The sequence below is a fragment of the Solirhodobacter olei genome, from assembly GCF_004010155.1.
Classification (GTDB): Bacteria; Pseudomonadota; Alphaproteobacteria; order Rhodobacterales; family Rhodobacteraceae; genus Solirhodobacter; species Solirhodobacter olei.
The window spans coordinates 1-11,746 of sequence record NZ_RRYH01000060.1 but is presented as its reverse complement, the minus strand read 5'-3'; the positions used below and the strand labels follow the sequence as shown (position 1 = coordinate 11,746).

Below are 11,746 nucleotides of genomic sequence, written 5' to 3'. Positions count from 1 at the left end.
CTGCCGATCAGACCGACGTTGAGCCGCGGTTTGTCCGTCATGTCTTTCCTCCTGACATTCATCGAAAGCCGGATTGACGATCAGCCGGTCACCGGCATGACCCAAGCGGGCAGATGGCCTTTTGCGTTGCGGCGAACTGGGCAAGGTAGACGACCGGCTCCTTGATCGTCTTCATGGGTTCAGGCCTTCAGCTTTTCCGCCGGCGCCGGGGCCTGCCCATCGTAGCCGCCCCAGACGGACTGGTCGAAATGCACGACCGAGCCGGTCATCATCCCGCTGTCGTCGGAGGCCATCCACAGCACGGCGCGGGCCACCTCGGCCGGTTCCAGGAGCCGCCCGAACGGCATCGAAGCCGCCGCCCGGTCGATGAAGCTGGCATCGCCCGACTCTTCGGCCTGCAGGGCGCGTTCGTGGTCCGAGTTCATCCAGCCGATGTCCAGCTGGTTCACCCGGATGCGGTTGCGCATCAGCGCATAGCCCGAATTCCGTGTCAGCGTCGCAAGTGCCGCCTTCGACGCGCAATAGGGCGCAATGAAGGGCTGGCCGGCGCGTTCCGAGGTGGAGCCTATGTTGACGATGCTGCCCTCAACGCCGTCCCGTTCCATCAGCTTCACCGCGTCCTGCATGAGGAAGAACGGCGCCCGAGTGTTCACGGCAAACATTCGGTCGAACAGTTCGGGCGTCGTGTTCAACAGGTTGCCGCGATCGGTCAGACCGGCGGCATTGACAAGAATATCCACCCGACCAAACCGCGCATCGGCCGCCGGGATGATCCCGCGCACGTCATCGATATCGCGCAGATCGGCCACGATCATCTCGACCGGCACGCCGGTCTTGCCAGTGATACCCTTGGCCACCGCGGCGCCCTTCTCGCGCCCGCGCCCGACAATGGCGATGCCCGCCGCCCCGGCCTCCGCAAAGAGCCGCGCAATGGCTGCGCCAAGGCCTTGAGTACCGCCCGTGACAACTGCGATCTTTCCATCGATCCGGTTCATTGCACCACCTCGTATTCTGCCAGGGCCATCACGCGCATCAGTTCCGCATGCCCCTTCTTCGCCATCTCCAGCGGGGGCGAGACCTTCGGGTCCTGTTCCGCCTCGACGACGAACCAGCCCTCGTAGCCATAGGCCGCCAGCCGCTGAACGATTGCCGCGAAATCCAGCGAGCCATCGCCCGGCACGGTGAAGGCCCCCTTTACCACGGCGTCGAGGAAGCTTTCCCGGCTTCGGTCCAGCGCATCGATCACGTGCATGCGCACGTCCTTGGTGTGGACATGGCTGATGCGCGCATGATGCTTGTCGATCACCCGCAGCACGTCGCCACCGGCAAAGGCCATGTGGCCCGCGTCGAAAAGAAGCGGGATGCCATCGCCCGAATGGGTCATGAACTGATCCAGCTCGGCCTCGGTCTCGATCGCGGCGGCCATGTGATGATGGTAGGCCAGCGGCATACCCCGATCGGCGCACCATTCGCCGAATTCGGTCATCTTGTGTGCGTAGACGCGGATCTCGTCCTCCGAGAGCTTCGGCTTCGTTGCCAATGGCTTCGACCTGTCCCCCTGGATCGAGCGGGCCGTTTCGCCATAGACGATGCAGGGCGCACCGGCTGCGATGAAGAAATCCATCTGCGTACGGATGCGGTCCTTTTCGGCCTCGATGTCTCCATCCAGTAGCAGGCCCGAGAACCAGCCGCCGCAGACCGAGATGCCGTAGCGGTCGAGGATTGGCCCAAGCTCGGCCATGTTCATCGGAAAGCGGCGGCCCGTTTCCATGCCGGTGAAGCCCGCGACGCTGGCCTGACGCAGGCATTCCTCCAGGCTGACGTCGTCCGACAGCTCCTCCAGATCATCGTTCCACCATGCGATGGGGGCGATGCCAAGTTTGGCTTTCATAAATCAGACCCCCACACGTTGCTTGGCGCGGATCGCATCCTGCGCCTTGCGGGCTTCGGTTACGGATTCGAAGTTGGACACTTCCGGAACGCCCACGTCCCAGTCGGCGTCGCCCGGCACCCAGGCGTAAGCATCCGACACGATGCTGATGACCGTAGGCCCGTCATTGCCCTGCGCCCACTTCAATGCCTCTTCGAGGTCGGCGAGGCCTTCGACATGACGCGCAGCGGCTCCCATCGCCTCGGCATGCTTGGCAAAATCGACATGCGGCGGGTTTTCCGGATCGGCGATCCTGCAATCCTTCAGCAGGTTGTTGAAGCCTGGCACGCCCTTGAACTGCTGCAGGCGGTTTATGACCGCGAAGCCGCCATTGTCGCAGACCACGACGATCATCCTGTCGCCAGTCAGCACTGCCGAATAGATGTCCGAGTTCATCATCAGGTAGGTGCCGTCCCCCAGCATGACCATCGGCGTCCCGCCAAGCCCGCCCGGCCCCTTTTGGGCCATTGCGTGGCCCCAGCCGGCGGGGATCTCGTAACCCATGCAGGAAAAGCCGAATTCGCAATCGAAGGTGTTAGGGGCCTTCACGCGCCAGTTCTTGGTGATCTCGCCCGGCGTGCCGCCCGCGGCCCCGATCAGCGTGTCGTTGGGGCCCGCAACCTTGTTCATCACGCCAATGACCTGCGCATAGGAGGGTACCGGAGCGTTGGTCGGAGCTTGATGGTCGTCGAGGATCCGGTTCCATTTGGCAAAAAGGTCTTTCGCCACCTTCAGCCGTTCGCCTGGCGCGACCCAGTCGCCAAGGGCTGCATCCATCTCGGTTACCGTCTCTCGCGCGTCACCCACGACCGACAGTGCTCGGTGTTTCACCGCGTCGAACCGCGCGGCGTTGACGGAGATGAACTGCGCCTCCTGCGAAAACGCGGTCCAAGACCCGGTGGTAAAATCCTGAAGCCGGGTGCCAACGGCGAGTATCACGTCGGCCTCCCCCGCCAATGCATTGGCCGAGGTCGAACCGACGATACCGATCGGCCCCGCGTGAACCGGGTGGTCATGCGTCAGCCCACCCTTGCCGGCGATCGTCTCCACCACCGGAATGCCGTGCTTTCCAGCGAAGTCTGCCACGACCTCCTCAGCCAGCGAATAGCGCACGCCGCCGCCAGCAATGATCATCGGCTTCTTCGCGGACTTTAGCAACTCCACCGCCGCGGCCACCGCATCAAGGTCCGGGCGCGGGCGCGGGATGCGCCAGACCTTAGGCTCAAAGAACACGGCGGGATAGTCAAAGGCCTTTTCCTGCGTGTCCTGCGCCAGACCGATGAACGCCGGGCCGCAATCCGCCGGGTCCAGCATCGTCGCCACCGCCTGAGGCAACGATGTGATGATCTGTTCGGGCAGCGTGATGCGGTCCCAGTAGCGCACCACCGGCTTGAACGCGTCGTTCACTGTGATCGTTGGATTGCCGAAATGCTCTACTTGCTGCAGCACCGGGTCCGGCAGACGGTTGGCGAAGGTGTCGCCTGCCAGCAACAGCACCGGCAGGCGGTTCGCCATCGCGGTTCCGGCGGCGGTGACCATGTTAGACGCCCCCGGTCCGATGGAGGTCGCGGCAATCATGATCTGGCGGCGGCGCTTCGCTTTGGCATAGCCGATGGCGGCGAGCGCCATGCTCTGCTCGTTCTGGCCGCGGTAGGTCGGCAGCTGATCCTGCACCTGCTCCAGCGCCTCTGACAGGCAGGTCACGTTGCCGTGCCCAAAGATGCCGAAGAGACCGGCAAACAACGGCACGCGTTCGCCGTCGATCTCTGTGTACTGATTGGTGAGCCAGCGCACCAGCGCCTGGGCCATCGTCAGACGCACGGTTTTCCCCGACATCTCGCCTCCTCCTGGATATGGATTCTCCTCACTCCAGAAATGTATATTGACACACCGGACTATGCGCAACAAACATTGTCATTGAAAGCAGGGAGGATTTGATGCTCAGGATTGCAGTGCTCGGCTGTGGCCGGATCGGTCGCATGCACGCGGAAAATGTCAATTCGCACCAACGTGCTCAGCTGGCCGGCGTCTTTGACGTCATCAAGGAAGCATCGAGTTCCGTCGCGCAGAAGCTCGGTGTGCGCGAGTTCGACTCGGCCGAGGAAATCTTCGCCTCAGCCGATGTTGATGCGGTGTTGATCGCGACCTCGACCGCCACGCATGCCGACTTCATTGAACAGGCCGTGGCGGCGGGCAAGCCGATCCTGTGCGAGAAGCCGATCGATCTGTCGCTGGCCCGAGTGCGCGCCTGCGCGGCGAAGATCGCGGTCAGCGATGTGCCGATCATGCTGGGCTTCGTGCGCCGTTTCGACACCGGCCACAGCGCCGTACGCCGGGCGATCGAGAGCGGTCAGATCGGCGATCTGCATCAGGTCACCATCGTCTCGCGCGACCCCGACATCGCACCGGATGCCTATATCGAGGTCTCGGGGGGCATCTTCCGCGATATGACGATCCACGATTTCGACATGGCCCGCTTCATCCTTGGCGAGGAGATCGAGACGGTCACAGCGACCGGCTCGCGCCTCGTCTCGCCCGCGCTGATGGACCGGTGTGACGATTGGGATACGGTCAGCGTGCTGATGACCACGGCCAGCGGCAAGCACTGCGTCATCAGCAACTCGCGCCGCGCCGTCTATGGCTATGATCAGCGGGTGGAGGCCTTCGGCAGCGGCGGGATGGCCCTGTCGGAAAACCACGCTGAAAGCCATATGCGGCTTTACGGGTCCAAGTTCACCGATCAGGCGCCGCCGCTGCAGAACTTCTTCATCGAACGCTACGGGCAGGCCTTCGCGGCGGAAATCGACGCTTTCGTGGATTGCGTCGAACAGGGCACCCCGCCCGCCGTCGGCTTCGACGATGGCGAAAAGGCGCTGGCATTAGCCGAGGCCGCGCTGCTCTCGGTGCGCGAAGGCCGCACCGTCCGGATGGAGGAACTTGCGTGACTCTGTACGCACCATTCAGCAATTTCATCGACGGGGCCTGGCAAGCCGGACGGGCTACGCTCGATGTCGTCTCGCCCGTGACGGAGAAGGTGCTGGGCACCATCCCCGCCGCGGATGCCAGTGACACGCAGGCCGCGCTGGAGGCCGCCGCCCGGGCGCAGGCGCCTCTGCGCGCGATGGGCGGCTTTGGCCGCGCCGACGCGCTGCACCGGATCGCCGACGCGATGCTGGCCCGCACCGACGAGGCGCAGCGCATGATCGCTACCGAAACCGGCAAGCCGCTGGCGCAGGCGGGCCGAGAATGGGGTCTGGCCTGCGACCAGTTCCGCTGGTTCGCCGAAGAGGCCCGCCGCATCTACGGCCGTATCGTGGACAGCCGCGTTCCCGGTGGTCGGTTCGAAGTGACGCACGAGCCAGTGGGCGTGGTCGGCGCATTCACGGCCTGGAACTTTCCAGCTGCCCTGCCCGCTCGCAAGCTGGCCCCGGCGCTCGCCGCCGGCTGCCCGGTCGTGCTGCGCCCTTCGTCTCAGACGCCGGGCGTAGCGATGATCATGGTGGATTGCATCCGAGCGGGAGGCCTGCCCAATGGCGCGGTGAACCTTGTCGTAGGCAGCACGGCCGCGACCTATGCGCCTATCATGGCAGACAAGCGGGTCCGCAAGGTCTCGCTCACCGGATCGACGCGTGTGGGTCAGCAGATGATCCGCGATGCAGCTGACACGGTTAAGAAGGTGTCGATGGAACTCGGCGGCAACGCGCCGCTGATCGTCTATGACGACGCCGATCTGCAGGAGGCGCTGGACATGACAGTGCCTACGAAATTCGCCAATTGCGGGCAGGTCTGCGTGACGCCCGACCGGATCTTCGTCCACGACAGCCTTCATGACGCCTTCGTCGCGGGCTTCGTGGACCGCGCCAAGGCCATAGTGCTGGGCGATGGGCTGGACCCAGCTACGACGATGGGCCCGCTCATCAATGCCCGCCGGTTGGAAGAGATCGACACCGTGGTACAGGCGGCCGTGAAGGACGGGGCGAAGCTGGCCCATGGCGGCCGTCGCTCGCCCGCGCACAACACCGGCCATTTCTATGAACCGACTGTCCTGACTGAGGTGGCCGACGATATGGCTGTCTTCGCCGAAGAGAACTTCGGCCCCGTCGCCGCCATCACCCGCTTCACCACCGAGGATGAAGTTCTGGAGCGCGCAAATGCATGCGACATGGGCTTGTCTGCATATGCCTTCACCCGGTCGCCTGACCGTGCGCGACGCACAGTGTCAGCGCTGAAATCGGGGATGGTCGGCATCAACTCCTTTGCCCTTGCCGCTGCAGAGGCGCCGTTCGGCGGCACTAACCATTCCGGCATGGGCCGCGAGGGCGGGGCCGAGGGTATCGCCGATTACCTCGACACCAAGCTGGCACAAATCGTCTTCTAGGGGGGATCATGCGCAACAAGCTCAAGGATATCTGGGCCAAGGGCCGGCCCGTGCTGCACGGTTGGCTTTCGATAGGCAATCCCTTTACCGCCGAGATTATGGCGGCGCAGGGCTATGACGCTATCTCGATCGACATTCAGCATGGTGCGCTGGACTATTCCGCGGTCCTACCGATGTTCCAGGCGATGCGGGCCTCGGGCGTGGTGGCGATGGCGCGGGTGCCCTGGCTCGACCCGGCGGCGATCATGAAGGCGCTGGACGCGGGCGCGATGGGGATCATCTGCCCGATGATCAACTCTCGCGCTGAAGCCGAGGAATTCGTCTCCTACCTGCGCTATCCGCCGGAGGGTCAGCGCAGCTTCGGCCCGACCCGCGCGGGCGTCGCAATGCCAGGCTACGGGCTTGCGATGAACGACGAAATCCTCGCCTTCGCCATGATCGAGACCCAGGCCGGCGTGGACAACCTTGAAGAGATCGCCTCGACGCCCGGCCTTGACGGCATCTACGTCGGCCCGGCCGACTTGACTCTGGGCACGCAGGCGGGCCGCCTGCCCCCAGGCTTCGACCGGCAGGAAGAGGAGATGGTCGCCCTCATCCAGCACATCGCAAAGGTCTGTCAAGCAAATGGGATCGTGGCCGCCCTCCACTGCGGCACGCCCGACTATGCCGCACGGGCCATTGGTTGGGGCTACCGGATGACGACGGTCTCGGGCGACACCCGACTTCTGGCGAGCGCGGCGGCGGCCTCGGTCGCCCGCTGGCGCGAGTTGACCAGCGCAGAGGCCAATGCGGCCGAGCCCATCGGCACGAATGAACGGAGCTACTGATGCCGCACATCCTGGCTGCGGGAAAACTGCACCCTTCCGGTGTCGCCTTGCTCGAAAAGGCGGCCCGCAACGGATACACCTTCGATTACATCGAGGAGGTGTCCGAGGCCTCCTACGCACCCATGATCGACAAAGCCGACGCCCTCATCCTGCGGACCCAACCGTTAACTGCGGCGACACTGGAGAAAGTCAAAAGGCTCAAGGTCGTCTCGCGGCACGGGGTGGGCTACGACGCCGTCGACTTGGCGGCGCTGAACGCCCGCGGGATCGCTCTGACCATAGTTGGCGACGTCAATTCTATCTCCGTGGCCGAACACGCGATGATGCAGATCCTTGCCGTCGCAAAGCGCGCCCTCGCTGCGGACCACTCGGTGCGCGAAGGCCCCTGGGGCTGGCGCAACCGTTTGGAGGCACGCGAGATCAGCGGACGGAACCTCCTAATCCTCGGCTATGGCCGCATCGGCCGTCACCTTGCCCGCATGGCCAAGGGCTTCCAGATGGAAGTGCGCGCCTATGATCCATTCCTCGTGAGGGCGGGCTGGCCTGATGGCAATGCCGCCCCGGTCAGCAAGCTGGCCGAAGGCCTGGCCTGGGCCGATTGCATTTCGGTCCACATCCCGAAGGGTGACAAGCCGCTGATCGGCGCAGAAGAAATTGCTCTTATGAAACCGGGGGTCATCCTCACCAACACCGCGCGCGGCGGCATCCTGGCCGAGGAACCTCTGCGCGAGGCGCTGGCTTCGGGTCACGTTTTCGGCGCGGGCCTTGATGTTTTCGACAAGGAGCCCCCTGTAAACGGCGGACCCTTCGCCGAGTTGGACAATGTGCTGCTATCGCCCCACATCGCTGGTCTGACAGCCGAGTGCGCGGAGCGGATGGCCGTCGCTGCCGTGCAGAACGTCCTTGATTTCTTTGATGGCACGATTGACCCCAACCTCGTCGTCAACCATGCCCACGTGCCGGAGGCGCGATGAATTGCTTGCAGTGCATTGCAATATTGATTGCAGGTGTGCTCGGATGCAATTTTGACAGCGTCATTCGCTAATTCAGGACCGCGGCCCAGCAGCCGCATCGAAAGGAACGGATCGCGTCATGCATGGGACCAAGGCACCGGAGAATTACGAGGATCTGATCCGCCTGATCCACGACCGTCATGACCAGATGAGCAAGACCTACCAGCAGATCTCGGTCTATCTCACGCAGAACCCGAACGAGGTCGCGATCCGTCCAGTGAATACGATCGCCGCCAGTTGCAATATTCACGCATCCAGCTTCGTCCGTTTTGCGCAGTCTCTGGGCTATACCGGGTTCAAGGACTTGCAGGCGCTGTTCCAGAAGCGCCTTTCGACGGCCGCACCGGGCTTTGACGCCCGCAAGAGGGCGCTGGAGAGCGAATTGCAGCTCCGTGAAGACCGCTCCGAACTTGGCTTCCTTCGCGATCTCGTCGTGCGTGACATCGCGTCGCTCCAGGATATGCTGGAAAAGATCAGCGCCGAAGATCTGAGCCGTGCGGCGGAGTTGATCGAGCAGGCGGGCACCGTCTACCTGATTGGCCAACTCAGGTCCGAACCCGTCGTCAACCTGATGCGCTACATCCTGACCATGCTTGGAAAGCGCTGCATCCTGCTGGATGCAAGTGGCGGGCTTTCGACGCATATGGCGCGGACCATCCAGCCGACGGACCTTCTGATCGCCGTCTCCTTTCGCTTCTACGCGACCGAAGTCGTTAATATTACAGGGGAGTGTGCCGCGCGTGGCGTGCCGATCGTTGCGATCTCTGATACGACGCTTTCACCCCTGATGAAGTCGGCGCGCGTCCTGTTTGCCGTGCCTGAACATGAATACACGTTCTCTCGATCGCTCGCCGCGCCAATGTGCCTAGCACAGGCGCTGATGACCTGCGTCGCCGCCCGGGTCCAGCACGACAGCGAGACGCCGCGGATTCCGATCGTTACTGAGAAATGAGCAGCTCAAATGGCTCTGTCAGACGCAACCGGCGCTCTAAAGGCGACGCAACCAGATGCAAGGGCGGATGTGAACGACCATGATCGAACCGGACCGCTGCAGGGACGCCCTGTGGCACTGTAAGCGCCTCTCAAGCCCGGCAACCTGATTGGGACCCAGCATGCGGACTCGTCAGGGACAGCGGTCGGACGCGCCGCGCAAACAGACAAATGACCGCAACCTGCTTCGACCAACGTTGCTCAGGAAATCCCTTTCGAAATGTCCACAAATGACAAAGCCGTCCAAACACCGACGCCCCTTTATCATGCTGAGATGTGTCATGCGACCCCATGTTGGCGGTCAGACCCGATTTGGGGACAGATGCAGCTCAAGCGACTTGAAAAGATAGTCAACGACATCGTCAGAATGTTCACCGCGGTCGAAGACTGGGCGCGGTTGGGTTCGGTCCTGCAATGCCTTGCGCAACTCCTCCCGCAAAATCTCTTTGCTTCCATGATTGCGCGCGCTCACTGCCCGTAAGAGAGAGATGAGAGCCTTTCTCATAACGTAGGCCTCCTTGCCCAGGGCTCCAATGAGAGCCGAAGTCAGTGCCTCTTCAGGTCCCTCAGCCAGCTGTGCGAGAGTCTGCGTGTCGAGAAACATCGCTTCAATCATGCGATGTTTCTCTTGGCATAGGACGAAAAAGACATTTGAAAACCCCTGCTACTCACGCCCCCACCCCGGACACGCTCAAATTGCGACGGGGCAATTATGTGTCGGAAAAGTGGTCCTTTTGAGTATTTCAGAGTCAGGCGAAGCTACCCTATTCCGCCAATGACCTTTCCAGGTCTGGCCCCGCGAGTTCACCATCGCGGCTGCCTCAAGCACAGTGGCAGCTCGCGGAGCATTGGGGCCGTCCATCGTCTTGGGCAATAAGATATCCGGGGAGAGACGCCCGTGACACCTTGCTCCTTGGAACCGTCCCTCACCTTCTGCTACGCAAATGCCATGCGTCGTTCACAGCACAATCTCTATGGTCTTGTCGTTGTCGCCCTCCTGGCCGTCAGCTCTGTCTTGGCCGTGGCGGCACACAGGATGCCGACGCTTGACGATCTCGCCTTGGCCCGTTTCGCCGCTGTAGGAGGTACCGGTGACGATATCTGCGGCAAGAAGCTTCCGCGGGATCTGACACGCGAACTCCGACATCTCTGCCAACCGGCAACGATGCCTATGGTCGAGCCAGCTCTCGGCGGCTTGCCACCTTTGAAATTCCATCTGTCGAGGCTTGGCCGCCAAATGGTCATTGGCTCTGCAGTGCAACTGGTCGCCCTGAACGGGCAGGACATCCGCGGACCTCCAGATTCCGCCTGAAGCCATGCCAAAAGATCATCGGAAATCCGCGGACATTCAGTTGCTGCGGGGAAAACCTCCGTCCGCGGGCGGAGCCAATCGCAACCGCCGGACCATCCGGCTGAGGATCCAATCATGAAGAAAGCCATCACGCTCGCCGTCGCCCTTGCCCTGCCGGCATCAGCCGCGTTCGCGCATGCCCATCTGATGAAGGAGGTCCCGCCAGCAAAATCGATCGTGACCCCTGCGCCCAGCCATCTGACCCTCGATTTCTCCGAGGGCGTTTCGCTTGCGTTCACGGGCGTCACTGTCACGGGGCCAGGGAAGGAGAGGGTCAAGCTGAAGCATGCCTCTCTGACACAGGGCAACGACCAGCAGCTGATCGTCCCGTTGGCCCAGACGCTTAAGAAAGGGACCTACACCGTGGCTTGGCATGCCCTGTCGACGGATGGGCATCGTACGCATGGCAGCTTCAGCTTCACGGTCAAGTAAGTCATGATCGGGGTGCTGTCGCTCTGCCGGTTCCTTCATTTCGGAGCCGCCATGCTGCTCTGGGGCCGGGAGGCATATGGCGTCAGCGCCCCGCGATTTCATCGATCGCTTTGGGGTCTGTTAGCGGTTACCGGGGTGGCGTGGTTGTTCCTGGAGACCGTCGAGGCCGCCGGAACCTGGTCAGCCGCGATCGATCCCCCGACAATCTGGCTGCTGGTATCCGCCACCGCCGTTGGCCAAGCTTGGACACTGCATCTGGCGCTCGTCGCGGCTCTTGGCTTGGCTCTGTGGCGGCAGAGGAGCGTCAGGACTGCAGCGGCCCTTGCACTGGTCAGTGCTGCCCTCGTCGGCCATGCTGCAATGCAGGCTGGCTGGCCCGGGGTTTTGCACAGGTCAAATGATGCTCTGCATCTTCTGAGCGCTGGCTACTGGGTCGGGGCCCTGCCGGCCGTGCTGGCTGGCTTGCGGCAGGTTCCGGATCGGGAGGAACTGGCAAGGCTGACACGATTTTCGCAGTGGGGCCATCTCGCGGTTGCCGGCGTGATCCTCACCGGGATCATTAACACCGTGCTGACACTTGGATACATCCCTTGGGAGCCAAGGTCGCTCTACGGGGCGCTATTGGTGCTCAAGGTCTTGCTCGTGGCCGTCATGGTAGGGCTTGCCCTTGCCAACCGCTATGTGCACGTGCCGCGGCTTTCCAACGGAGCCGGGACCAAGGCATTGAAGGATCTTCGCCGCGGAACAATGCTGGAGATCTCCTGCAGCGTCGGGGTCGTGCTGTTGGTCAGCGTGTTTGGCCTCTTGAACCCGGTCTGAGCTTTC

General features: G+C 62.8%; 12 protein-coding genes. 7 read left to right on the top strand and 5 right to left on the bottom strand.

Annotation, left to right across the window (positions count from 1 at the left end; all coding sequences use genetic code 11):
* Positions 1–179 precede the first annotated feature (179 nt).
* The 3 genes from EIP85_RS22150 to iolD are packed head-to-tail and all read right to left on the bottom strand — an operon-like array spanning position 180 to position 3,766.
* Entirely contained in the window at positions 180–995 is an 816-nt protein-coding gene (locus EIP85_RS22150) for an SDR family oxidoreductase (protein WP_127904383.1), read from the bottom strand.
* Positions 992–1,891, bottom strand: a complete 900-nt coding sequence (iolE, locus tag EIP85_RS22145; protein ID WP_127904382.1) for a myo-inosose-2 dehydratase — start codon at positions 1,889–1,891, stop codon at positions 992–994. Before iolE ends, EIP85_RS22150 begins: the two co-directional genes overlap by 4 nt.
* A gap of 3 nt (positions 1,892–1,894) precedes the next feature.
* Positions 1,895–3,766, bottom strand: coding sequence for a 3D-(3,5/4)-trihydroxycyclohexane-1,2-dione acylhydrolase (decyclizing) (gene iolD, locus EIP85_RS22140; protein ID WP_127904381.1), 1,872 nt, complete (start codon positions 3,764–3,766; stop codon positions 1,895–1,897).
* A 101-nt stretch (positions 3,767–3,867) separates the two neighbouring features.
* Here iolD and iolG point away from each other — a divergent pair, with 101 nt between their 5' ends.
* The 5 genes from iolG (at position 3,868) to EIP85_RS22115 (ending at position 9,100) form a co-directional block, all read left to right on the top strand.
* The gene (iolG, locus tag EIP85_RS22135) at positions 3,868–4,875 is read left to right on the top strand and encodes an inositol 2-dehydrogenase (RefSeq protein WP_127904380.1); all 1,008 of its coding nucleotides are present in this window, start codon (positions 3,868–3,870) and stop codon (positions 4,873–4,875) included.
* Complete coding sequence (locus tag EIP85_RS22130) at positions 4,872–6,308, top strand: NAD-dependent succinate-semialdehyde dehydrogenase (RefSeq protein ID WP_241560146.1); 1,437 nt, start codon at positions 4,872–4,874, stop codon at positions 6,306–6,308. Before iolG ends, EIP85_RS22130 begins: the two co-directional genes overlap by 4 nt.
* An 8-nt stretch (positions 6,309–6,316) precedes the next feature.
* Positions 6,317–7,135, top strand: a complete 819-nt coding sequence (locus EIP85_RS22125; protein ID WP_241560145.1) for an HpcH/HpaI aldolase family protein — start codon at positions 6,317–6,319, stop codon at positions 7,133–7,135.
* Positions 7,135–8,109 (top strand): hydroxyacid dehydrogenase, encoded by a 975-nt coding sequence (locus EIP85_RS22120; RefSeq protein ID WP_127904378.1) that lies wholly within the window; start codon positions 7,135–7,137, stop codon positions 8,107–8,109. Before EIP85_RS22125 ends, EIP85_RS22120 begins: the two co-directional genes overlap by 1 nt.
* Before the next feature lie 118 nt (positions 8,110–8,227).
* Positions 8,228–9,100 carry a MurR/RpiR family transcriptional regulator gene (locus EIP85_RS22115; protein ID WP_127904377.1) on the top strand — a complete coding sequence of 291 codons (873 nt, stop codon included), beginning with the start codon at positions 8,228–8,230 and terminating at the stop codon, positions 9,098–9,100.
* A gap of 339 nt (positions 9,101–9,439) precedes the next feature.
* On the opposite strand, the gene EIP85_RS22110 is transcribed toward EIP85_RS22115, so the two are convergent.
* On the bottom strand, positions 9,440–9,754 hold the full coding sequence (locus EIP85_RS22110; protein WP_127904376.1) for a hypothetical protein: 315 nt from the start codon (positions 9,752–9,754) through the stop codon (positions 9,440–9,442).
* Between the two features lie 342 nt (positions 9,755–10,096).
* Positions 10,097–10,285, bottom strand: a complete 189-nt coding sequence (locus tag EIP85_RS22105) for a hypothetical protein (protein WP_127904375.1) — start codon at positions 10,283–10,285, stop codon at positions 10,097–10,099.
* A 279-nt stretch (positions 10,286–10,564) separates the two neighbouring features.
* Here EIP85_RS22105 and copC point away from each other — a divergent pair, with 279 nt between their 5' ends.
* The gene (gene copC, locus EIP85_RS22100; protein ID WP_127904374.1) at positions 10,565–10,921 is read left to right on the top strand and encodes a copper homeostasis periplasmic binding protein CopC; all 357 of its coding nucleotides are present in this window, start codon (positions 10,565–10,567) and stop codon (positions 10,919–10,921) included.
* A 3-nt stretch (positions 10,922–10,924) separates the two neighbouring features.
* Positions 10,925–11,740, top strand: coding sequence for a copper homeostasis membrane protein CopD (gene copD / locus EIP85_RS22095; protein ID WP_127904373.1), 816 nt, complete (start codon positions 10,925–10,927; stop codon positions 11,738–11,740).
* The last annotated feature ends 6 nt before the right edge of the window (positions 11,741–11,746 follow it).

Excerpts from the sequence above, each read along its gene's own strand:
- iolG (WP_127904380.1), top strand. The coding sequence starts at position 3,868 with ATGCTCAGGATTGCAGTGCTCGGCTGTGGCCGGATCGGTCGCATGCAC.
- EIP85_RS22150 (WP_127904383.1), bottom strand. The coding sequence starts at position 995 with ATGAACCGGATCGATGGAAAGATCGCAGTTGTCACGGGCGGTACTCAA.
- EIP85_RS22105 (WP_127904375.1), bottom strand. The coding sequence starts at position 10,285 with ATGTCGGAGTTCGCGTGTCAGATCCCGCGGAAGCTTCTTGCCGCAGAT.
- copC (WP_127904374.1), top strand. The coding sequence starts at position 10,565 with ATGAAGAAAGCCATCACGCTCGCCGTCGCCCTTGCCCTGCCGGCATCA.
- EIP85_RS22115 (WP_127904377.1), top strand. The coding sequence starts at position 8,228 with ATGCATGGGACCAAGGCACCGGAGAATTACGAGGATCTGATCCGCCTG.
- EIP85_RS22120 (WP_127904378.1), top strand. The coding sequence starts at position 7,135 with ATGCCGCACATCCTGGCTGCGGGAAAACTGCACCCTTCCGGTGTCGCC.
- iolE (WP_127904382.1), bottom strand. The coding sequence starts at position 1,891 with ATGAAAGCCAAACTTGGCATCGCCCCCATCGCATGGTGGAACGATGAT.
- EIP85_RS22110 (WP_127904376.1), bottom strand. The coding sequence starts at position 9,754 with ATGATTGAAGCGATGTTTCTCGACACGCAGACTCTCGCACAGCTGGCT.
- copD (WP_127904373.1), top strand. The coding sequence starts at position 10,925 with ATGATCGGGGTGCTGTCGCTCTGCCGGTTCCTTCATTTCGGAGCCGCC.
- iolD (WP_127904381.1), bottom strand. The coding sequence starts at position 3,766 with ATGTCGGGGAAAACCGTGCGTCTGACGATGGCCCAGGCGCTGGTGCGC.
- EIP85_RS22125 (WP_241560145.1), top strand. The coding sequence starts at position 6,317 with ATGCGCAACAAGCTCAAGGATATCTGGGCCAAGGGCCGGCCCGTGCTG.